The organism is Streptococcus sp. 29887, from assembly GCF_032595075.1.
In the GTDB taxonomy this organism is placed as follows: Bacteria; Bacillota; Bacilli; order Lactobacillales; family Streptococcaceae; genus Streptococcus; species Streptococcus iners.
Genome location: NZ_CP118735.1, coordinates 932,753 through 954,740 on the forward strand (window position 1 = coordinate 932,753; position 21,988 = coordinate 954,740).

General features: G+C 41.7%; 19 protein-coding genes. 16 read left to right on the forward strand and 3 right to left on the reverse strand.

Translation table 11 applies throughout. From position 1 onward, the window contains the following. Positions 1-6 precede the first annotated feature (6 nt). From glpO to PW252_RS04720, 5 genes are all read left to right on the forward strand, one after another. On the forward strand, positions 7-1,836 hold the full coding sequence (glpO, locus tag PW252_RS04700; RefSeq protein ID WP_248049716.1) for a type 1 glycerol-3-phosphate oxidase: 1,830 nt from the start codon (positions 7-9) through the stop codon (positions 1,834-1,836). A 53-nt stretch (positions 1,837-1,889) separates the two neighbouring features. Beyond that, positions 1,890-2,243: a Lin0368 family putative glycerol transporter subunit gene (locus tag PW252_RS04705; protein WP_105125392.1), complete on the forward strand. Its 354-nt coding sequence runs from the start codon at positions 1,890-1,892 to the stop codon at positions 2,241-2,243. A 12-nt stretch (positions 2,244-2,255) separates the two neighbouring features. Next, positions 2,256-2,591, forward strand: coding sequence for a Lin0368 family putative glycerol transporter subunit (locus PW252_RS04710; protein WP_105118468.1), 336 nt, complete (start codon positions 2,256-2,258; stop codon positions 2,589-2,591). 202 nt (positions 2,592-2,793) lie between these two features. Then, positions 2,794-3,744, forward strand: a complete 951-nt coding sequence (locus PW252_RS04715) for a VOC family protein (protein WP_248049719.1) — start codon at positions 2,794-2,796, stop codon at positions 3,742-3,744. 12 nt (positions 3,745-3,756) lie between these two features. Then, positions 3,757-4,359, forward strand: a complete 603-nt coding sequence (locus PW252_RS04720; protein WP_248049722.1) for an alpha/beta hydrolase — start codon at positions 3,757-3,759, stop codon at positions 4,357-4,359. A gap of 29 nt (positions 4,360-4,388) precedes the next feature. On the opposite strand, the gene pepF is transcribed toward PW252_RS04720, so the two are convergent. Continuing rightward, positions 4,389-6,179 carry an oligoendopeptidase F gene (gene pepF, locus PW252_RS04725; RefSeq protein ID WP_248049725.1) on the reverse strand — a complete coding sequence of 597 codons (1,791 nt, stop codon included), beginning with the start codon at positions 6,177-6,179 and terminating at the stop codon, positions 4,389-4,391. Positions 6,180-6,341: 162 nt separating this feature from the next. Between pepF and PW252_RS04730 the strand changes: the two genes are divergently transcribed. The 10 genes from PW252_RS04730 (at position 6,342) to PW252_RS04775 (ending at position 17,386) form a co-directional block, all read left to right on the forward strand. Next, positions 6,342-6,680 carry an ATP cone domain-containing protein gene (locus PW252_RS04730; protein WP_105125459.1) on the forward strand — a complete coding sequence of 113 codons (339 nt, stop codon included), beginning with the start codon at positions 6,342-6,344 and terminating at the stop codon, positions 6,678-6,680. Positions 6,681-7,107: 427 nt separating this feature from the next. After that, positions 7,108-8,475: a H2O-forming NADH oxidase gene (nox, locus tag PW252_RS04735; protein WP_248049728.1), complete on the forward strand. Its 1,368-nt coding sequence runs from the start codon at positions 7,108-7,110 to the stop codon at positions 8,473-8,475. A gap of 556 nt (positions 8,476-9,031) precedes the next feature. Further along, positions 9,032-11,311 carry a DNA helicase PcrA gene (gene pcrA, locus PW252_RS04740; protein WP_248049731.1) on the forward strand — a complete coding sequence of 760 codons (2,280 nt, stop codon included), beginning with the start codon at positions 9,032-9,034 and terminating at the stop codon, positions 11,309-11,311. A 49-nt stretch (positions 11,312-11,360) separates the two neighbouring features. Further along, the gene (locus PW252_RS04745) at positions 11,361-11,639 is read left to right on the forward strand and encodes a zinc ribbon domain-containing protein (RefSeq protein ID WP_316716851.1); all 279 of its coding nucleotides are present in this window, start codon (positions 11,361-11,363) and stop codon (positions 11,637-11,639) included. 43 nt (positions 11,640-11,682) lie between these two features. Then, a complete protein-coding gene (gene pynA, locus PW252_RS04750) occupies positions 11,683-12,369 on the forward strand; it encodes a pyrimidine 5'-nucleotidase PynA (protein ID WP_248049733.1) in 687 nt (228 codons plus the stop codon). Positions 12,370-12,665: 296 nt separating this feature from the next. Further along, positions 12,666-13,208: a CPBP family glutamic-type intramembrane protease gene (locus tag PW252_RS04755; protein ID WP_248049735.1), complete on the forward strand. Its 543-nt coding sequence runs from the start codon at positions 12,666-12,668 to the stop codon at positions 13,206-13,208. A gap of 306 nt (positions 13,209-13,514) precedes the next feature. Further along, the gene (locus tag PW252_RS04760) at positions 13,515-14,474 is read left to right on the forward strand and encodes a DUF6574 domain-containing protein (protein WP_248049736.1); all 960 of its coding nucleotides are present in this window, start codon (positions 13,515-13,517) and stop codon (positions 14,472-14,474) included. A gap of 15 nt (positions 14,475-14,489) precedes the next feature. Beyond that, complete coding sequence (locus PW252_RS04765; RefSeq protein ID WP_248049738.1) at positions 14,490-16,049, forward strand: TcaA second domain-containing protein; 1,560 nt, start codon at positions 14,490-14,492, stop codon at positions 16,047-16,049. Between the two features lie 11 nt (positions 16,050-16,060). Continuing rightward, positions 16,061-16,837 carry an LD-carboxypeptidase LdcB/DacB gene (gene ldcB, locus PW252_RS04770; RefSeq protein WP_248049740.1) on the forward strand — a complete coding sequence of 259 codons (777 nt, stop codon included), beginning with the start codon at positions 16,061-16,063 and terminating at the stop codon, positions 16,835-16,837. A gap of 102 nt (positions 16,838-16,939) precedes the next feature. After that, positions 16,940-17,386: a VOC family protein gene (locus PW252_RS04775; protein WP_248049743.1), complete on the forward strand. Its 447-nt coding sequence runs from the start codon at positions 16,940-16,942 to the stop codon at positions 17,384-17,386. 44 nt (positions 17,387-17,430) lie between these two features. On the opposite strand, the gene PW252_RS04780 is transcribed toward PW252_RS04775, so the two are convergent. Then, positions 17,431-19,035: a permease gene (locus tag PW252_RS04780; RefSeq protein WP_248049745.1), complete on the reverse strand. Its 1,605-nt coding sequence runs from the start codon at positions 19,033-19,035 to the stop codon at positions 17,431-17,433. Beyond that, on the reverse strand, positions 19,032-19,775 hold the full coding sequence (locus PW252_RS04785; RefSeq protein WP_248049747.1) for an ABC transporter ATP-binding protein: 744 nt from the start codon (positions 19,773-19,775) through the stop codon (positions 19,032-19,034). Before PW252_RS04785 ends, PW252_RS04780 begins: the two co-directional genes overlap by 4 nt. Positions 19,776-19,908: 133 nt before the next feature. On the opposite strand from PW252_RS04785, the gene uvrB reads away from it, so the two are divergent. Continuing rightward, positions 19,909-21,894 carry an excinuclease ABC subunit UvrB gene (uvrB, locus tag PW252_RS04790; RefSeq protein ID WP_248049748.1) on the forward strand — a complete coding sequence of 662 codons (1,986 nt, stop codon included), beginning with the start codon at positions 19,909-19,911 and terminating at the stop codon, positions 21,892-21,894. Positions 21,895-21,988 lie beyond the last annotated feature (94 nt).

The following is a 21,988-nucleotide window of genomic DNA, read 5'->3' on the forward strand; positions in this document are numbered from 1 at the left end:
GAAGACATGGAATTTTCAAAAGAAACACGTCGCTTGGCGATTGAAAAAATGCAGGATAGACAGTTGGACCTTCTGGTTATCGGTGGTGGTATTACGGGGGCTGGTGTAGCCCTCCAAGCTGCTGCTAGTGGTATGGAAACAGCCTTGATTGAAATGCAAGACTTTGCTGAGGGAACTTCAAGTCGTTCAACCAAATTGGTTCACGGTGGACTACGCTACCTTAAACAGTTTGATGTAGAGGTAGTTTCTGATACAGTTTCAGAACGTGCAGTAGTACAAAACATCGCTCCTCACATTCCAAAACCAGATCCAATGCTCTTACCCGTCTATGATGAAGAAGGATCTACCTTTAGCCTCTTCCGCTTGAAAGTGGCCATGGATCTCTATGATTTGTTGGCTGGTGTCAACAATACAGACCTTGCCAATAAGGTGTTAACAAGAGAAGAAGTGCTGGAACGTGCCCCGCATTTGAAAAAAGAAGGACTACTTGGTGGCGGTGTTTATCTGGACTTCCGTAACAATGATGCCCGTCTGGTAATTGAAAATATCAAACGTGCAGCCAAAGACGGTGCATTGATTGCCAGCCGTGTCAAAGCGGAGAAATTCATCAAGGATGAGGCTGGAAAAGTAGTCGGAATCGTCGCTCGTGATTTGCTGACAGACAGCACCTTTGAAATCCGTGCGCGTTTGGTCATCAATACAACAGGACCATGGAGTGATGAAGTGCGTAATCTGGGTGGCGAAGGTTCAGGTGTCCTTCAGATGCGTCCAACCAAGGGTGTACACCTAGTTGTTGATAGCTCTCGCTTGTCTGTGCCACAGCCAACCTACTTTGACACTGGACACGCTGACGGCCGTATGGTTTTTGTCCTTCCTCGTGAAAATAAAACCTATTTTGGTACGACAGATACGGACTATACAGGCGATTTGGCAAATCCAATGGTCACTCAAGAAGATGTCGATTATCTCTTGGATATTGTCAATAATCGCTTCCCAGAAGCAAACTTGACCTTGGATGATATTGAAAGTGGCTGGGCAGGTCTTCGTCCACTCTTGTCAGGAAATGGTGCTTCTGACTACAACGGTGGTAACAATGGAAAACTCAGCGACGATAGTTTCAACAGCTTAATTGAAACAGTCAAAGGTTACTTAAACAATGAAAAGACCCGTGATGATGTGGAACATGATTTGACCCATCTGGAAGGTAGCGTTTCTGAAAAACACTTGGATCCGTCTGCTGTATCGCGTGGTTCTGCCCTTGACCGTGATGACAATGGTTTGCTCACACTTGCTGGTGGTAAAATTACCGATTTCCGTAAGATGGCAGAGGGGGCTTTAGAAAAAGTAGCAGATATTCTCAAAGAAGAACATGGTCGCAGTTTCAAACTCATCAATTCTAAGACTTATCCTGTATCTGGTGGTGAATTGAACCCAGCTAATGTAGCAGAAGAAATCGAACACTTGGCTCAATTAGGTGTGAAAAAAGGTTTGGACTACGACGATGCCCTCTATCTTGCCAACTTGTACGGATCAAATGCTCCAAAAGTCTTTGCCTTGAACCATAAAGTAGAGGCTGTGTCTACCCTCAACAAGCGTGATTTGCTTTCTCTTCACTATGCTATGAAGGAAGAAATGACCTTGACAGTAGTGGATTACTTACTCCGTCGCACCAACTATATGCTCTTTATGCGTGAGCAATTGGATGCAATAGCACCTAAAATCATCAAGGAAATGGCAGCTTATTATGCTTGGTCTGAGGAAGAAGTGGCTCAACAGGAACAATTGCTAGCTGATACACTCGTTAAGAATGATTTGGCATATTTGAAACAAGCATAAAATAATTTATCTGATTTACAAGGTGGTAGATTAGAATATCCGAAGGAGGAAGTATGAAATTTTTACGTTCAACAATCGGCTATATGATTGCCGGTATGATTGTCATGAGTGTTTGGGGAGCCTTTGCGGAAGCCTATGGCATAGCAGGTGGCTACTTTGCAGCCTTTATTATCATTGGACCTATGTGGTTTATGAACCACTATCTAGGTCTAATCAAACACGATTCTGATTCAGCTTTTGTTGATATGGGATTGGGAATTGCCCTCTGTGGTATTTTCCGTGATGCCTTTCTCAATGGATTTGGAACACTGGCAGATTCTCTTCCAACCATTCTTCTTATTACAGTAGGTGCTGTTTTGGGTGGCTTGGTTGCTGCAAAAGTCGAAGAAGATATGGAAAAAGATTAAGGAGGAGTAAAGATGACAATTCAACAAGCAATCGCAACAATTGTAGGTGCTTTTATCTTCCCATTTGTCATTCGCATGATGTGGGGAAAAATGGTTGAGCACTGGGGTGCCATTGGAGGATGGATGGCAGCTTCTATGATTGTCGGAACAATTTGGACCCTTAACCACGGTGTTGGGCTCATGACCCAGTCTGGGGCAGTTTGGGTTGACATGGGATTGGCAGCAGGTATCGGCTTATTTGTTGCTTCGGCAGCCAGAGGCGGAAAAGTTGGTAAAGCGACAAATAATCTACTTGCAGCACTTGTAGGTGGAATCCTAGGTGGCTTAATCCTCTCCTTCATTTTATAATAGATAGAAACAGCTAGAACATTTTTTCTAGTTGTTTTTGATTTAGATTAGTTTAAGGAAAGTGTCTTATAATAAAACCATCTTTTTCATATAATCTCCTAGAAGCACTTGAGGTCATTCAGGTGTTTTCTTTGTGCATTTTTCTTGATTTTATAACTAATTAGTGATAAAATGCATTCAAATTAAATATTGAGGTAAAGCTATGAACAATACAGGTATTCATCACATTTCAAGTTTGGTAGGGAACATACACCAAGCCTATCATTTTTATCATCATATTCTTGGTTTGAAATTGACCTTGAAAACAGTCAACCAAGAAGATTCAAGCATGTATCATCTCTTTTTCGGTGATGATGAAGGTCGTTTTGGAACGGAATACACCATTTTTGATATGCCTAAGCATCCCAGTCGTCGAAACGGAACCAATCGTTTGGAAAGAACTGTTTTTCTGGTAAAAAATTTTGAGGCATTAGAATTTTGGCAGAAAAGGTTGACAGATTTGGAAGTGGAGAATGAAGGAATTCTTGCTTTTGGAAATGGGCATATTCTGAATTTCCAAGATGAAGATGGCCAGTTGCTTGGTTTGACCTATCATGAATCAATTGGAGAAATGTTTCCGTATGAAACAGATGAAATTCCGTCGGAATACGCTATTCTTGGCATCGCCAGTCTTCATATGCGTATCCGGGAGGAAAAGGAGTTGGTATCGTTGCTGACTGAAACATTCGGCTTTGTTGAGGAAGGTCGGTTTGTCTTTGAGGATAAGATGGTGATTTCTCTGCTCTTTGACAATAGCTTCCAGCATCGCCTTTATTTGATTTTAGACCAAGAGTCTTCAATCAGTGTATTGGGAGTTGGGGCTACTCATCATATTGCATTTGGTGTCTTAGATAAGTCTGATTTGGAAGATCTGATTAGCCGATTAAATCTCATCAATCGTCCACATTCTGGTATCATTAATCGAGATTTCATTCATTCCTTATACTTCCGAGCGCCCAATTACCTCATGTTTGAGGTGGCAACTATGACTGGTGAGCGCGAATCGGAAATGCCAACTCAGAATGAAGAGTTGGATCAGGTAGACCTATTTTTGCCAAGTTTCTTTGAGGAGGACAGACAGGATATCGAAAAAAATCTCTCCCAACGTTATTAGGAGAAATGAAGTATGGATTATCGCTTCATCAAAGGGACCAGTCCTCGTCTGTTGGTCTTTTTCCACGGCACAGGTGGAAACAAGGACTCCATGCTCTTTCTGCGCCAACAGTTGGATCCAAAAGCTTCTGTCCTTTCCTTCGATGGCAGTTGGGGCCAAGGCAGGGAAAGGCGGTTCTTTGCACCTCTCATTGACGGTCAGTTGGATCTTGTTGATTTTGAAAGGCGCTTGTCGGCTTTTCTGGATTTTTGGCAGGACTTGGACATCCGAGATTATCGTCAGATTACTTTCGTAGGTTTTTCAAACGGTGCTAACTTTATCATGGGCTTGTTAACCAAGCAGTCAAACCTGGCGGACAATTATATCTTACTCCATCCCTCAGCCTTAGATTATGCTTTTCCTATGGAAAATAGCAGAGCAGAACTTTTATTTACGTTAGGTCAGAATGATGTGTTAATTGACCCATTGGCTCTTGAAAATCTTGTAGTAGACTGGCGAGTGTCAGCCTTTCCCAGAGCCAACCTAGCTCGTTTTGACAAGGGACATTTTTTAAGTCAGGATGAATTGACCTATATCAAAAATTGGTATCAAGAAAGAATGAACAAAAAGACCTGAACAAAATAAGTTCAAGTCTTTTATATGTCTTAGATAAGTGTTTTCAATTTATCCACCAAAGAACCGACATAAGCAATGGTTTCTTTAAGTGGTTGGTCAGTCGAAACATCGACACCTGCGTGTTTTGCAAGGTCTTGGGCAGAAAGACTAGCACCGAGTGACAAGGTTTCCAACCATTTGTCAACAACTTCTTCAGGATGTTCTTCCAATTGTTTTGCCATGGCTGTACCAATGGTCAAGCCAGCTGAGTAGGTATATGGATACAAACCAATGTAGTAGTGCGGTTGACGCATCCAGATAAGACCTGCATCGTCACCGATTTCAAAGTCTTCACCCCAGAATTCCTTGATGACATCCAACTTGATTTGGCAGAGAATATCACCGTTGAGGTATTCTTCATTGTCCAAACGAGTGTAGACTTCACGTTGGAAGGCTGCTTCAAGCAAGTGAGTAACCATGTTGTGGAAGTAGGTACGGCTAATTAACTCGCTAATCAAGTAAGCCTGGAAGCCAGGGTCTTGGTTGTTTTTCAAAAGGGTGTTACATGTCAAGACTTCATTAGCAGTAGAAGGTGCCTCGATGAAGTAAAGTGAAGGTTCATAGCTGAGGACGCTTTGTTTTTTCGCCCATTGGAAATGACCAGCATGACCCAATTCGTGAGCCAATACTAAGACCTCGTTCATCAAACCTGTCCATGAAAGTAAGATATAGGATGGTCCATCGTAAAGAGTAGCACAGAAACCACCTGTTGCCTTGCCTTCGTTTTGAGCAAAGTCAATCCAACGCTCATCAAATGATTGTTCAATCATTTTCACATAATCTTTACCAAGAATGCCTAAGCAGTCAATCAAGAATTGCTTAGATTCTTCAGGTGTGATGCGTTGGTTGTATTCCGATGGCAAGCTGATTTTCAAATCGGCATGGGTAATTTTTTCCAAGCCATGAGCCTTGGCAACCAATTTCACATAACGGCGCATGTGTGGAGCCAATTCCTTCATGATGACATCAATCTGTCGGTCGAAGAGGTCGCGAGATACGTTTTGACGATGCAAGAGGAAGTCAATGGTATTGTCAAATCCACGCAAGCGAGCTTCGATTTGCTCATTCTTGATATGAGATAGATATGTCGCTGCGGTAGTATTCTTGTATTTTTTCAAGGTTGAGTAGAAACCAGCAGCGGAATTGCGACGGATTTCGGTATCATGGCTGAGTTCATAATCATTTTCAAAAAGTACATAGCTGTTTCCGAGCGTCTCGCCATTTGCCTCAAAGTTGTCAAAGGTCATATCTTCAAACTTAGTCACACCGTAATTGTTATAAGGCTGACCAAATGTTGGTGCAAAGTTTGAGAGAAGCTCTTCTTGAAGTGGGTGGAGTTGATGAGGTTTGTCACGTAGAATAGCATCAAAGAAAGCAGCCCATTGTGGTTGTTCTTCTTTTAATTCAAGAAGAAAGGCTTCATCTAACTGACCAAGTTCTGAATAGAGGAAATCTCGTTGAGGACGTGCCTTGGCAGAAACGAGGTCGTATTCGTTGGCTAGGCTAGCAAGCTCAGTGTTCATCTTATCGACTTCGAGTGGAAGAAACGCATAGTGAGAAAGTCTGCTATCCAGAATAACAATTTTCTCATATTCTGTGAGAGCACTTACGATGGTTTCCTTGTCTGATAGTTTTCCTTTGAAGTTAGTTTCGAAGGCAGTAACTTGATTTGCATAAGCAATCAAATTTTCTTTGTAATTTTCAGGTGTTGGAAATAGCAAATCTGTATTCCAAGTTAATTGCACATCAATTTCTTGACGCTTTGGCATTGCAGAAGTCATATATTTCTCCTTTTCTTATTGATAGCTACATTATAACATAAGAATTGGTTTGAGGAAAAATAATGTTAGACCAATTTATGAAAAGAAAACTTGACAAAATGCTTAAAAACGTAGATAATTATAGTATGAAAGGGTTTACTGAAAACCGGAAAGGAGTTAGATATGCAGGTTATTAAACGAAGTGGTGAAGTTGTAGAATTTGACCCAGAAAAAATTTATCAAGCCATTATCAAGGCAGCTCAAACTGTATATGTAATCGACGATACATGGCGGAAAAACCTAGCTCAAGTGACGAAGAAAGTCGTGCTTGATTTGGAAGAAGCTCATACAGAACGTCCAACCATCAGCATGGTTCAGTCACAAGTTGAGCATCGTTTATTGGATGCCGGTTATATTACCATTGCTGAACATTATATTTCTTATCGTTTGCAACGTGATTTGGAACGTAATGGATATGCTGATAAGATTGTCGTTCATTTACGCTTTGAGCAAATTCGATAAAGAAAAGATATGGAGAGTGGTGAAGTTAGCTTTCTTCCCTGCTCTTTTTGTTATAGTCAAAAGCTATAACAATCTATATTTAAAAAGTATTTGTAAACAACGAACCATTAGCGTATAATCAAATTAGTTAATCCCAATCTAACTAGTTGAATCCCGTAGTTCGTGCCTATGGGATTTTTTTGTGCATCCTATTTCTATAATAGAAAAAAGATATAGCTGCTGAGCTTGTATGCTAGGTCTACTTGGAATATGTCTTGCTAATAATAGACAGAGGTAATTTTGACCTTATTTACACACTTTTTTTGATGGATAGTGAAATTTCTATTAAAAAATGTGATACTTTGAGCAAAATTTTTGAAATCGGTAACAAATTTGTAGTATAATGGATGATGTAAAAAAATATTTATTTTGAAAGTGAGATTTTACTATGTCTAAAATCGTTGTTGTCGGTGCTAACCACGCAGGTACTGCCGCAATCAAAACTATGTTGACAAACTACGGTCAAGAAAACGAAATCGTTGTATTTGACCAAAACTCAAACATCTCATTCTTGGGTTGTGGTATGGCTTTGTGGATTGGTGAGCAAATTGCTGGTCCAGAAGGACTTTTCTACTCTGATAAAGAACAGTTGGAAAGCCTTGGCGCTAAAGTGTACATGGAGTCACCTGTTACAGCTATCGACTATGAAGCAAAAACAGTTACTGCACTTGTAAACGGTCAAGAGCATGTTGAAGCTTATGACAAACTTCTTTTCGCTACAGGTTCACAACCAATCTTGCCACCAATCAAAGGTGCTGCAATCAAAGAAGGTTCTCTTGAATTTGAAGCAACTCTTGAAAACTTGCAATTCGTTAAATTGTACCAAAACTCAGCAGATGTTATTGAAAAATTGAAAAACAAAGACATCAACCGCGTAGCAGTAGTTGGTGCTGGTTACATCGGTGTTGAGCTTGCAGAAGCATTCCAACGTAAAGGTAAAGAAGTTATCCTTATCGACGTTGTAGATACATGTTTGGCTGGTTACTATGACCGCGACTTGTCAGACCTTATGGCTAAAAACATGGAAGACAACGGTATCAAACTTGCCTTCGGGGAAACTGTTCAAGAAGTTGCTGGTGATGGCAAAGTTGAGAAAATCATCACTGACAAGAACGAATACGATGTTGATATGGTTATCTTGGCTGTTGGTTTCCGTCCAAATACTGCATTTGCAGGTGAAGGAATTGAGCGTTTCCGCAACGGTGCCTTCCTTGTAAACAAACGCCAAGAGACTTCAATCCCAGGCGTTTACGCTATCGGTGACTGTGCAACTATCTACGACAACGCTACTGGCGACACAAGCTACATCGCTTTGGCTTCAAACGCAGTACGTACTGGTATCGTAGCAGCACACAACATCTGTGGTACTGACCTTGAAGGTATCGGTGTACAAGGTTCTAACGGTATCTCTATCTACGGTCTTAACCTTGTATCAACTGGTTTGACACTTGAAAAAGCTACTCGTCTTGGTTTGAACGCTGCTGTTACTGAAGTAACTGACAACCAAAAACCAGAATTCATGGAGCATGGTAACTTCCCAGTAACTATCAAGATCGTCTACGATAAAGATTCACGTCGTATCCTTGGTGCTCAAATGGCAGCTCGTGAAGATATCTCATTGGGTATCCACCTCTTCTCATTGGCAATCCAAGAAGGTGTAACAATTGAGAAATTGGCATTGACTGACTTGTTCTTCTTGCCACACTTCAACAAACCATACAACTACATCACAGTAGCTGCCTTGGGCGCAAAATAATCAATAGAAATAGTAAAGCTCAGAGATGCCTCTGGGCTTTTTTGCTTGTCATCTATCATATTGCAACTGCCTATCGAGAGATTTTTTGGTATAATGGAGAGAATGAAAATTAAGAACCTGTATTCACAGTGTAGCACTTCTATTCTAAAGCTAGTTTTTCAGCTACTCATCGTTAGTTTTTTCAAAATATAGTCTTTTAGTTTACTTTTAGTACTAGGCAACGAGCCGTAGGCATAACTCAATGCTTTCTTGTTTCTAGGTGACCAGCTGATGTACTTCGCTTTTTTGTTTTCAGGCTCAGGTACGAATAGTCCACCGGACTATTCGTATCCCCCAGACTGTTTCAATCAGGCAAGGCGAGATCAAACACTCCAGTGGAGTGTTTGAAGTTGGAAATAGGGAAACGAAGTTTTCTCGTACGTCGAAGTAATAAAAGAAAAACTAAATGACGATACAGTTGGTACTCCTTCAAAAAACTACCTTGATTAGCGAAAAACTATCTCTTATTTAAAAAGCACTTCACTTGTAAATACATATTCTAAGAAAGTATGAGAAAATGAACCTATTATTAAACGGAATGAATGACAGACAGGCGGAAGCGGTGCAGACAACTGAAGGTCCGCTTTTGATTATGGCAGGGGCTGGTTCGGGAAAAACCCGTGTTCTTACCCATCGTATCGCTTACTTGATTGATGAAAAGATGGTAAACCCGTGGAACATCTTGGCCATTACCTTTACAAACAAGGCGGCACGGGAGATGAAGGAGCGGGCCTATGCCCTCAATCCTGCAACTCAGGGTTGCTTGATTGCTACCTTCCACTCCATGTGTGTCCGTATTTTGCGCCGTGACGCCGACCATATCGGCTATAATCGTAATTTTACTATTGTAGACCCTGGTGAGCAGCGCACACTCATGAAACGGATTTTGAAAAATCTGAATTTAGATCCGAAAAAGTGGAGTGAACGTTCTATCCTGGGCACCATTTCCAATGCCAAAAATGACTTGCTTGATGACAAGGCTTATGAAGCACAGGCAGGCGATTTATACACGCAGATTGTTGCCAAATGCTATACAGCTTACCAAAAGGAACTAAGGCAGTCAGAGGCTGTTGACTTTGATGACTTGATCATGTTGACGCTTCGCCTTTTTGACCAAAATCCAGAGGTCCTGACCTATTACCAGCAGAAATTCCAGTACATCCATGTCGATGAATATCAGGATACCAACCATGCCCAGTATCAGTTGGTCAAACTCTTGGCATCGCGTTTCAAGAATATTTGCGTGGTCGGTGATGCGGACCAGTCGATCTATGGCTGGCGTGGGGCAGATATGCAGAATATCCTAGACTTTGAAAAGGACTATCCAGAAAGCAAGGTCGTTCTTTTGGAGGAGAACTACCGCTCTACCAAGACTGTTTTGCAGGCTGCCAATGAGGTCATCGAAAACAACCGCAACCGTCGTCCTAAGAAACTCTGGACCCAGAATGCCCAAGGGGATTTGATTACCTACTATCGTGCCAGGGATGAGAATGATGAAGCGATTTATGTTGCAGGGCAGATTGACCAGTTAAATAGAGAAGGCAAGGCTTATAAGGATTTTGCCGTTCTTTATCGAACCAATGCCCAGTCCCGTACCATTGAAGAAGCCCTGCTCAAGTCCAATATCCCTTACACCATGGTCGGCGGCACTAAGTTCTACAGCCGTAAGGAAATTCGGGACGTTATTTCCTACTTGAATATCATCGCCAACCCATCGGACAATATCTCTTACGAGCGCATTGTCAATGAGCCAAAGCGTGGCGTGGGACCAGGTACAGTCGATAAGATCCGCGATTTTGCCAACACACATGGTATGTCCTTGCTGGAGGCTTCGCAGGATATTATGTTGTCACCAGTCAAGGGCAAGGCAGCGCAGGCAGTATTCGACCTAGCCAACCTTCTCTATAAGCTCCGCAATCAACTGGATGACTTGACCGTGACCCAAGTAGTCGAGGCTGTCTTGCGGCAAACAGGCTATGTCGATGCCCTTGCAGCTCAGAACACACTAGAAGCCAATGCCCGCATTGAAAACATCCAAGAATTCCTATCTGTGACCAAAAACTTCGATGAGAAGAATACTGAGGAAGAAGAAACAGGTCTGGATCGCTTGACTCGTTTCCTGCTTGATTTGGCATTGATTGCTGATACGGACGACGATAGCCGTGAGGCATCTGAGGTGACCCTCATGACCCTCCACGCAGCCAAAGGTTTGGAATTTCCTGTTGTCTTTCTAATTGGTATGGAAGAAAATGTCTTCCCACTCAGTCGCGCAGCAGAAGATGAGGATGAGCTAGAAGAAGAACGTCGACTTGCCTATGTGGGTATCACACGGGCAGAGAAGACCCTTTATCTGACAAATGCCAATTCTCGACTCCTTTTTGGTCGCAGCAACTACAATCAGCCAAGCCGCTTTATTCGAGAAATCTCCAGCGACCTATTGGACTATCAAGGTCTTGCTCGTCCAGCCAATACCAGCTTTAAGGCCTCTTATGTCAATGGCAGAGCGACACAGTTTGGACAAGGCATGAGCTTGCAAGAGGCCATGCAAGGCCGGAAAGCAACCGTCCAACCATCTGCCAAGCTCGGAGGCAGCATGCCCTTCGCATCAAGCAACAAATCGTCAGGCTCAGGCACCAACTGGTCAGTTGGTGACATCGCTGTCCATAAGAAATGGGGGCGCGGAACTGTTCTTGAAGTATCAGGTACAGGCAGCAACCAAGAACTCAAAATCAATTTCCCAGAGATGGGACTTAAGAAGGTCCTAGCAAGTCTGGCACCGATTAGTAAGGAAGAGTAGAAATAACAGACTTCTTTATGATAGAATGGACTATCTTCGAAAATGAGGTATGAAAATAATGGAAAAATTTTGTCAATCTTGTGCCATGCCCTTAAATTTGCATGGTCAAGATGTTCGTGGATCAGAGAAAGACGGCAGCCACTCTAATTTCTTTTGCTCTTACTGCTATGCCAACGGTGAATTTTTAGAGCCAGATATTACCTTTGAACAAATGCTTGAAAAGGGGAAACATGCTATTTCAAACGGCCAAGGAAATGCATTTATAAAATTCCTCATGAAAGCAAGCTATCCAATGATGTTGACGAAAACCCAACGCTGGAGAGCTTAAGCACGGAAAAGGCAGAAACACTAGTAAAAGAGAGGATATAAAGTTGTCATATAAATATTTATTATTCGATCTTGATCACACACTTTTGGATTTTAACCAAGGAGAAGAAGTGGCCCTCACTCAATTTTTGGAGTTCATGGATGTGGAGGATATAGAGGCCTTTAAAGCCATCTATCGTCCGCTCAACCAAGGTATGTGGAAGGAACTTGAAAAAGGTTTAATTACCAAGAAAGAATTGATCAACACGCGCTTTTCCAAAACCTTTGCACATTTTGGGAGGGAAGTGGATGGTCGTGAAATGGCCCTTCGCTATCAGGAATTTATTGGTCAGCAAGGTCAGATATTTGAAGGTGCAGACCTATTACTTAAAGAACTGGTTGACCGTGGTTACCAGCTCTATGCGGCGACCAACGGTGTGACCTATATTCAGGAAAATCGTCTCCTCAACTCCCCTATTCAGACCTATTTCAAGCAGGTCTTTATCTCAGAACAGATGGGAACACAGAAGCCTGCAGCTGATTTTTATGAAAAAATAGCAGAGCAAATTGGCTGTTCAGATATGTCCAAATTTCTCATGATTGGTGACAGCTTGACGGCTGATATCCAAGGCGCAAATAATGCGGGCATGGATTCGGTCTGGTATAATCCTAATCAGCTAGAAAAAAATAGCAAGATTACACCGACCTATACAATTTCAAATTATCAAGACTTACTTGACATACTGCTATAAAAGTATTCACTTTTTTAAGGGACGAATTATGATTTAGTAAATAAATGCAAACTATTATTCGCAAAAATAAAATGATTAAAAAGGGGAAAGGTAAAAACTTGCTAAAGAAAATTCATCCGGAACGACCATTGAAAGAATTAAGGTGGTTTGATGTACTTATTTTGACTGCAACCATTTAGGTAGATTATATTATTATCTCAACTCGAATATGGGTTGCCTCTTTTTCGGTGACAGAGGATGTCAGCTTATTTCGTTTTTACGTTGACTGGTGGGCGATTGGTAATGAGGCTAAGCTTTTGGCAATTGCATTGGTTTATCTCGCAATTCGTCACTTTGATTTCAAGCAATTAAATGTGAAACTTCAGTGGGATGTGCTTTTTTGGGTGCTTGCAATCTTTTTAGGTGCAGGCTTACTAAGTGACTTGGCATTTGATTATTATGACTTGTTCCCCAGTTTGACGGATAATTTTACATATTTAGGTTACTTACCTTATTACGATTGGAATATTTTGACAGCCATAGATAAGTTTACTTCCCTCAGCCGTAGTCGCGTCCTTTTTTCCCTAATGAATGGATTCTATGAAGAGTTCTTCTTAGGTTTGCTATTGAGTACCAATAAAAAGTATCGACCTTTGGTACTTTTGTTCTCAACTGTTGTACGGACATCCTTCCATACCTATCAAGGGTTTCCATCAGCACTGGTTATCGGTGTTGTATTTGGTCTATTCTATTACTTCCTATATACACGTATGTATGACAACATCTTACCATTTTTCCTAGGGCATGCATTTGCAGATATGGTGGGAACAAGTTTTTTCTATCTATTTATCGCTAGTTAAGGGAAATATAGAATGGTATTTCTAATAGAAATGTTTCCATTACTTTATCATACAATTTGATAAAATGTGGAAAGAATGATTTTTATTGCTTTGTTATTTGAATAACCTAACACAACCATTTTTTTCATGAAAATACCAATATAAAATACAAAGTATTTTCGTGTACTTTTATAAGATAGGAAGTTTCAATCTCCTTGAAATAGTAAAGTTAATCTAGTTTCAGTAATGATAATTACTGTATTTATAAATTAAAATATGCTATAATTATTACGTGAATTTTCACAATAGAATAAAAGGAGTTTTTTTATGAAAAAGATTGATTGGATTGAATACTTCGAAGCGGTTAATGGCCGTTCGCCAGAGGAGGCAGAGATTGCGGCAGCCTTGGCAGCAGGTGAATTCGAAGAGGAAGTAGTAGAAACTACTGAGGAAATAGCTCAAGATCAGGGGGCAACAGTGCAAGAACCTGTTCAAGTAACAACTCCTGTTCAAGAAACAAGTCAGGTAATCCCACCTGTACAAGAACCTAGGACCCAGCACCCAGTCAACGATGCGGTGCAACAACAGGTACACCAACAACCTGCCCAGCCGTCAGCTTTTGGTATTTTCTTTAAACAATTCCGTGAATGGATTTGGTCAGCCGTAAAGGCTCCGACATCAGTAGTAACACAATCCCACAAGTATAATGGATGGGTCTCTTTAGCTTTGATTTCTCTTTTTGCAGCTTTGACGATTTATATTCCTTTAAATGGAATTGCTTCGGGTGTGAATGATTTTTCAAGCAGCTTAACAGGCCTCTTGAATGGTGAATTTGGAAATGGTTCTTATGGATATCAAGCACCACAAGTCAGCCTTGGTTTAGATATATTATTTAAGAGCTTTATCGGTATATTCTTAATTATTTTCTCAATTGTACTTGCAGGTTTTGTTGTAAAACGCTACATCTACAAAGAAGAACAATATACATTTGCTTATTCACTAGAATATTATGGACGCTTATTTGCGGTAAATGCTTTCTTATATGCAATTGCAGCGGTGGCTTCTCTTCTTGGTTTGTTTACTATTTCAGGAATTGCTAGCTGGATGGCTCTAACCGCGATGAGTGCAGCTAGTGTTTATGCTTTGGCTAACTTTAAGAATTCTAGCAACATGGATTCTTTATATCGTTATCTCATTGCAATCTTTGTTAATGGTTTGATTATTTTTATTTCATCATTAATCGCGTTTTCAATTATTGGAAGAATGTTCTTGGCAGGTTTATTTTAATAAATAGGAGGCTATATGGCAACTAAAGAAAAATGGGTTGAATTATTTGAAAAGGTAGTCGGTCGTAAACCAAGTCCTGAGGAATTCATCAAAGCGAAAGATCTTGATTTCGATATTAAACAAATCAAGGCTATCGCAGGTTTGCCGGTTGAGGCTTCTCAAGAACTTGTTCAGGAAACAGTTGAGCAGGTAAAGGAAGTAGTAGTTCCTGCCTCAGAAGTTGTTGATGCTGTAGTTGAGCCTGCTCCGATCCCAGTTAGTCAAGTGCAGACGCAACCTCCTACACCTCAGTTTGCTCAAGCTAAACCTATTAGTCGTAAAAAGAAAATTGCTTTTGGTTTAGGTGCTGTAGCGGTACTAGGACTTGCAGCCGGTTATTATTACATGGACAAGACAACAGGAATGGATGTTGCCATAGAAGACTTTTCAACAGCAATTGAAAGTAATGATTATGATAGAATTGCCAACTTGCTATCTACGAAAGAGGCAAAGTGGTCAAAAACAGAAGCGAAGTCTTTCATTTCTTATTTGAATGATGAAGGTGTTAATATCGAAACGGAATTGAAAGCCATTGAAGCTTCTGGAGGAAAAAACACTTATAATGATCAACGTGGTAACAAATTACTTGGTTTACAGGAAACTGGTAAAAAACTGGGCATCTTCTCGGAATACCAAGTTGTTAGCTATCCACTCGAAATTACTGTAAATAGTAATTTATCAGATTTGGTCATAAATGAAACAAAGATTGCAGCTAATAAAGAAACTTCTTTAGGCGAGTTTCGTTTTGCCAATCAATCTCTGAAAGCTAAGGGAACTACAAAGTTAGGCGCTTTTGAAACAGAATTGCAACCCAGCCTGAAACAAGCGTCAGAAAATAAATTGAATTTAAATTTATCAACAGTTAAGAAACAATTAAAATTGAATCTTCCTACTGAAGTGACCGGTGCTACTGAAATTAAAGTAATAGCTAATGGCAAAGAGATTGCAACAGGCCTACAATCTGCGGTAGAAGTATTGGAGAATCAGAGACTCGATATTTCCGTTGAGTTTAAATACGAAGGTGGAGGCTATAAGACGGAGACAGCAACAGTTTTAGTCGATCCAGCTTTAACTGAGCTTGAAGGAGAGTTGGCCTTGTCTTCAGATACAAGTAAGAAAATAGCAGAAGCTAAAAAGGCGAAGGAAGAGAAGGAAGCACAAGCTCGAGCTGAACAAGCACTCAAGAGCAATATCCAATCATTCATGTCAGAATATATTGAGTCAATGCGTTCATCTATCAATTCAAGGACAGTTCGCTTTGATAAGTATTTCGACACCTCTAGTCAGGTTTACCATGATTATGTCAACTATATTGAGAACGGTGGTGTTGCTGGAGCAAATATTAATTACCAATCGACAATCGATTATACCGTTACAGATGTAAGAAAAGATGGTGAGAATTATCTTGTTACTGTACATAATCAATTTAGGGAAGTATATCTCAATGGTAAGTCAGACACAGTTACGAAAAATCAGGTGTTTAATGTGAAACCGAATGGCGATTCTTTCTTGATATTTGGAGTGAATAAAGAGTAATGAATAAAACTATGAAAAAATTAACCGTAAGCCTTTTGTTATGTTCTAGCATGTTATTAGCTTCTTGTGGTGCAGTTGAAAATCAAACAGAATCTTCTAAAGTAAGTGAAACTAATCAAACGGTGAAGACGAGCGAGAGCTCTTCTCAAACGACGTCTAATAGCAATGCTGAAAGTTCCGAAACAGGTGATACTGAGAACTCATCTACACAGCAAAGTACTGAGATAAATTCAGCAACAACTGCAACCTACAATGGCTCATATTACAGTGTACAAGGAAAATATGGAGAAGTCATTATCGCTAATAAGAAACACCCTCTTGCAGCTAGTTACGCTCCTGGTGAAGATCCTCAAGCCTTGGCGGCTTTCCAGCAGTTAATTGCAGATATGCAGGCACAAGGTTTTGCCATTTCCAACAACTATAGTGGTTTCCGCTCCTATGAAACACAGGCTGGTTTGTACCAATCCTATGTCAATCAAGATGGTCAAGCAGCAGCGGATACCTATTCAGCGCGTGCGGGCTATAGCGAACACCAAACAGGTCTAGCATTCGATCTTATTGACAGCGCTGGTAATCTGTTGGAAGAACCAGTAGCTTCCCAGTGGTTGGCTGATAACGCCCATCATTATGGATTTATCGTACGTTATTTGCCTGGAAAAGAAAGCTCGACAGGTTACATGGCGGAAACCTGGCATGTCCGTTATATTGGACAAGAAGCGACGGATATTTATAATTCAGGACTAACATTAGAAGAATACTTCGGTGTACCTGGTGGCGGGTATGAATAAAGTATAAGTTGAGTTGATGACAACTCAACTTTTTTAAACAAAAAATTTGTCCGTATAACTAACTCGTGATATAATGGGCTATCAATGATTTGGAGGTATCCCATGCTTAAAGCGATGGAAGTATATTTGGTAACAAATGGAAATGGTTTAGAAGCGATTGAATTCTACAAAAATGCACTTGGTGCAGAGGTGGAACAAGTAAACTTATACAAAGATTTCTTGCCAGACTGTCCAGCAGAATTAGAAAACCATGTCATGAATGCCCAATTCCGTTTGAACGGACAACGTTTCATGCTTTCTGACAATAACCCAGAAATGCCTTATTCAGTTGGCGACAACATTACTGTTGCCTTGATTACAGAAGACGCAGAAACCGCGAAAGACTTGTTCACAAAACTATCTGAAGGTGCTATGAAAATTACAATGGACTTGCAAGCTGTGCCATGGTCACCTGCTTATGGTTCCTTGCAAGACAAATTCGGTATCCACTGGCAGGTCAACGCAGAAGTAGCAGGCTACGGTCAAGAATATTACGCAGAACAAAACTAATAGCATTCAAAAACCAGATTTCGACGAGCGAAATCTGGTTTTTTTTACAATTTTTGCCAATAGGATTTATAGAGAAAGAATTGCAGTAATCCCGAAAGGACAAGAATCAAGGTTGCTAGTCCAGAGCTTACTAAGGTCGGACCAATGATGGTAGTCATTACACTACTGATGACGAGCAAGATGAATCCGAAAATCATCGTTAGCAAGATGGAACCAGCAATCAGCCATTGACCCGCTCCGCGACCGAAAAGCTGGTTGGAGTTCTGCCAGTTGAGCATGAGTAGGCGTTGGTCCCTCCAGTAGTATATTTGTCCAGTTAGTAGGGCAGAAACAAGTATGCCTAGACCAAAGAAGAGGGCTAAGACCATGTTTACTTTCATGACAAATAGGGCTAACATGAGATAGAGCAAAGTCGGAACCAGGAATTGAACCGCAGCAATCACCCAAAACTTCTGAATCGTAAACTGTTTGAAGTTAATGGGTAAGGTTCGGATGAAGTGATAGTTTTCCTTTTCCAAGGACATAGCTGTTCCGATAAAGGTTGTAGCACCTGCGAACATGCTTCCTAACAAACAGCCGGCCAGTAAAGCAATTCCGAAATATTCCCATGAAAGAACACCCAGTCTACCACCTTCAGTAATTTTTGAAATTGAAGGGAGCAGGGCAACTCCTAGCACCAATGACTGTAAGAAGGTCTGTACCATCAGGTTGCTATCGTTGAGGGTAGATAAATGGTGTTTGATAAGGGCCTGATTTAAATTCTGAGGTAATTTCCTTGGTTTGCCGACCTTACGTTTTGATGAAGCAGTATCAATCGCCAAAACCTGTTGGAAATAATTCGGAATAACAGTTTTAAAGGCAAAGTGGACCAATCCCAACATGAAGAAAATAGGAAGGATGAGATTGATAACTGTCCCCAACGAAATTGGTTGGCTGATGATGTAGTGGAAACCGACAAAAAGTGGCAATTCTGGAAACTGAACAAAACCATCTGATTGGAGGGAAACAGTCTGCTGGGATTGGAGAAACATAAGCGCTCCCATTGAAACCAGAGATGAGCCTGTCAGAAGAATGGTAGAAATGGTTGTCTTATGTGGGCTCTTAGTCAAGATTTCTCCGATAAAGTGCATAAAAATCATATTGAGAAGATTGACTAGGAACCATAGGAGAATAAAACTTGGCAAGGCAAAAAGTGCAAAGGCTGGTCCACCTATTTGCCAATAGGTAATGATAAGAAGAGAGAGGCAGGGGATGAGGAAGGGCAAGACCATACCTTGAGCCGATAAGAATTTGGCGATAAAAACCTCGCTTGCTTTTAAGGGAAGAGGTAGATAGAGTTTGGTGTCCTTGCTGTCGTAGAAGACAGAAAAGAAGCCTGTGAAACCGTATACGGTTGCCAGTATAGCAAATTGGGCTAGTTGTAGGGAGAAGAAACCTGTGGACCGTTTGTAATCAATCCCTAGAAAGAAGACGGAGTAGAGAATAGCCATCATCAGAATGAGGAAGCCTTGTTGGATAAGGATGCTCCGATAGGCTGAAAAACGTCCATCTTTATTCTTATTTTGTTTTTTCTTGACGGAAGCTAGCAGTTGCGGGTTGGAGTAGAGGATATTGATTTTGACCAATTCCCAAATCAGAGATTTGTTCATCCGACCTCACCTGCCTCTCTTTGTTGGCGACCTGCTAATTCTAGGTAGATGGTTTCCAAGTCCTTGTCAGGATATTGGGATTTTAATTCTTCCAGACTGCCTACGAAGATGAGTCGTCCCTTTCTGAGAATGCCAATACGGTCACAGAGTTGTTCTGCAACAGACAAAACGTGGGTCGAAAAGAGAACGGTGTTGCCACCCTTGGCATGGTCCTTCATCATCTGCTTGAGGTCAAATGAGGCCTGGGGATCCAGTCCTGTCAAGGGTTCATCCAAAATCCAAATATCTGGCTTGGGAATGAGGGCGCCGATGATAATGGTTTTCTGTCGCATACCGTGGGAGAAACTGTCAATGGGTTCGTGCTGACGGGCAGTTATGTCAAAAAGGCTGGCTAGCTTGTTGATACGTTGGTCAACAGTGTCTTTGTTCACTCCGTAAACCTTGCCCATAAAGTGCCAATATTCAAAAGCAGTCAAGTGAAGAAAAATATCAGGCGAGTCTGGTACATAGGCAATCCGTTTTTTGACCTCATCTCGATTTTCTTCCAGATGAAGTCCGTCGACGGAGATGGTTCCATGACTGGCTTGAATAATAGAAGTGAGCAAACTGATTGTCGTTGTCTTACCAGCACCGTTATGTCCAATCAAGCCGAAAATTTCCCCACTTTCGATGGTCAAATCCAAATCATCAAGGGCTACTGTGTCGCCATAGGCTTTACTAACGTGGTTAAATTGAATCATAAGAACCTCCTAGATAAATATAATAAATTACAGTTATTATACTACTATCTTAGTACAAATGCAATAGTTTTTTAGAAAAAAGTTAAGAAACTCACAAATCCTATCCACAAGAAAAATTTGCTATAATAGAACTATGATCAATCGAAATACTGAAAACCAATTTAAACTTGTATCTAAATATTCACCGTCTGGTGACCAGCCCCAAGCCATCGAAACCTTGGTCGATAATATCGAGGGTGGCGAAAAAGCCCAGATTCTCATGGGGGCGACGGGTACGGGTAAGACCTACACCATGAGTCAGGTCATTGCCCGTGTTAATAAGCCGACCCTAGTCATCGCCCACAATAAGACCTTGGCTGGTCAGCTCTACAGTGAGTTCAAGGAGTTCTTCCCAGAAAATGCGGTCGAATACTTCGTATCTTACTATGATTACTACCAGCCAGAAGCCTATGTTCCGTCCAGCGACACCTATATCGAAAAGGATAGTTCGGTCAATGATGAGATTGATAAACTCCGCCACTCAGCGACCTCAGCCCTGCTGGAGCGAAACGATGTTATTGTCGTGGCTTCAGTTTCCTGTATTTACGGTTTGGGGTCCCCCAAGGAATATTCTGACAGCGTGGTTAGTCTGCGACCAGGTCAGGAGATTTCCCGGGACCAGTTGCTCAATTCTCTGGTAGATATCCAGTTTGAACGCAACGACATTGACTTCCAACGGGGGCGCTTCCGTGTGCGTGGAGATGTGGTGGAGATTTTCCCAGCTTCTCGTGATGAACATGCCTTCCGTGTGGAATTTTTCGGGGATGAAATTGACCGCATTCGTGAGATTGAAAGCCTGACAGGTAAGGTCTTGGGCGATGTGGATCACTTGGCGATTTTCCCTGCCACCCACTTCGTGACCAACGATGACCACATGGAAACGGCTATTGCCAAAATTCAGGCAGAGCTGGAAGAGCAGCTCAAGGTCTTTGAAGCAGAAGGAAAACTCTTAGAAGCTCAGCGATTGAAACAACGAACCGACTACGACATCGAGATGCTTCGGGAAATGGGTTACACCAACGGAGTTGAGAACTATTCACGACACATGGACGGGCGAAGCGAGGGCGAGCCTCCCTACACACTGCTGGACTTTTTCCCTCAAGACTACCTGATTATGATTGACGAGAGCCACATGACCATGGGTCAGATTAAGGGCATGTACAATGGTGACCGCTCACGTAAGGAGATGTTGGTCAACTATGGTTTCCGCCTCCCGAGTGCACTGGACAACCGTCCGCTGCGCAGGGAAGAATTTGAGAGCCATGTCCACCAGATTGTCTATGTATCTGCGACGCCAGGTGACTATGAAATGGAGCAGACCGATACCGTTGTCGAGCAAATCATTCGGCCGACCGGGCTGTTGGATCCTGAGGTAGAAGTCCGTCCAACTATGGGCCAAATGGATGACCTATTGGGTGAGATCAATGCTCGTGTTGACAAAGGCGAGCGGACCTTTATCACTACCCTGACCAAGAAAATGGCAGAGGACTTGACCGACTATCTGAAAGAAACGGGCGTCAAGGTCAAGTATATGCACTCGGACATCAAGACCTTGGAGCGTACGGAGATTATCCGTGATTTGCGTTTGGGCGTCTTTGATGTCTTGATAGGGATTAACCTCTTGCGTGAAGGGATTGACGTGCCAGAAGTTAGTCTGGTGGCAATCTTGGATGCTGATAAGGAAGGCTTCCTCCGTAATGAACGGGGGCTCATCCAGACAATTGGTCGTGCGGCCCGTAACTCTGAAGGGCATGTCATTATGTATGCGGACAAGGTCACCGAGTCCATGCGGAAGGCCATGGAGGAAACAGCCCGCCGCCGTCAAATCCAGATGGCTTATAATGAAGAGCATGGGATTATTCCACAGACCATTAAGAAGGAAATCCGTGACCTGATTAGTGTGACCAAGGCTGTCACTCAGGACAAGGAAGAAGTGGTGGACTTTAACGCCCTCAACAAAGACGAACGCAAGGCTATGATTAAGAAACTGGAAGGTCAAATGCAGGAAGCAGCAGAAGTGCTTGACTTCGAATTGGCAGCCCAGATTCGCGACATGGTCATCGAGTTGAAGAATATGTAAAATCACTTTTTCTTGAAAAAAGATATAAAAAGAGGTTGGGCTCAAGCTCAACCTCACTTCTTAGGGTTCGTGCCACCATCTCAGCGCAGTGGTT

What these genes read in the sequence shown, in the direction of transcription:
- glpO (WP_248049716.1), top strand. Translation starts at nt 7, where the DNA reads ATGGAATTTTCAAAAGAAACACGTCGCTTGGCGATTGAAAAAATGCAG.
- PW252_RS04705 (WP_105125392.1), top strand. Translation starts at nt 1,890, where the DNA reads ATGAAATTTTTACGTTCAACAATCGGCTATATGATTGCCGGTATGATT.
- PW252_RS04710 (WP_105118468.1), top strand. Translation starts at nt 2,256, where the DNA reads ATGACAATTCAACAAGCAATCGCAACAATTGTAGGTGCTTTTATCTTC.
- PW252_RS04715 (WP_248049719.1), top strand. Translation starts at nt 2,794, where the DNA reads ATGAACAATACAGGTATTCATCACATTTCAAGTTTGGTAGGGAACATA.
- PW252_RS04720 (WP_248049722.1), top strand. Translation starts at nt 3,757, where the DNA reads ATGGATTATCGCTTCATCAAAGGGACCAGTCCTCGTCTGTTGGTCTTT.
- pepF (WP_248049725.1), bottom strand. Translation starts at nt 6,179, where the DNA reads ATGACTTCTGCAATGCCAAAGCGTCAAGAAATTGATGTGCAATTAACT.
- PW252_RS04730 (WP_105125459.1), top strand. Translation starts at nt 6,342, where the DNA reads ATGCAGGTTATTAAACGAAGTGGTGAAGTTGTAGAATTTGACCCAGAA.
- nox (WP_248049728.1), top strand. Translation starts at nt 7,108, where the DNA reads ATGTCTAAAATCGTTGTTGTCGGTGCTAACCACGCAGGTACTGCCGCA.
- pcrA (WP_248049731.1), top strand. Translation starts at nt 9,032, where the DNA reads ATGAACCTATTATTAAACGGAATGAATGACAGACAGGCGGAAGCGGTG.
- PW252_RS04745 (WP_316716851.1), top strand. Translation starts at nt 11,361, where the DNA reads ATGAAAATAATGGAAAAATTTTGTCAATCTTGTGCCATGCCCTTAAAT.
- PW252_RS04760 (WP_248049736.1), top strand. Translation starts at nt 13,515, where the DNA reads ATGAAAAAGATTGATTGGATTGAATACTTCGAAGCGGTTAATGGCCGT.
- PW252_RS04765 (WP_248049738.1), top strand. Translation starts at nt 14,490, where the DNA reads ATGGCAACTAAAGAAAAATGGGTTGAATTATTTGAAAAGGTAGTCGGT.
- ldcB (WP_248049740.1), top strand. Translation starts at nt 16,061, where the DNA reads ATGAAAAAATTAACCGTAAGCCTTTTGTTATGTTCTAGCATGTTATTA.
- PW252_RS04775 (WP_248049743.1), top strand. Translation starts at nt 16,940, where the DNA reads ATGCTTAAAGCGATGGAAGTATATTTGGTAACAAATGGAAATGGTTTA.
- PW252_RS04780 (WP_248049745.1), bottom strand. Translation starts at nt 19,035, where the DNA reads ATGAACAAATCTCTGATTTGGGAATTGGTCAAAATCAATATCCTCTAC.
- PW252_RS04785 (WP_248049747.1), bottom strand. Translation starts at nt 19,775, where the DNA reads ATGATTCAATTTAACCACGTTAGTAAAGCCTATGGCGACACAGTAGCC.
- uvrB (WP_248049748.1), top strand. Translation starts at nt 19,909, where the DNA reads ATGATCAATCGAAATACTGAAAACCAATTTAAACTTGTATCTAAATAT.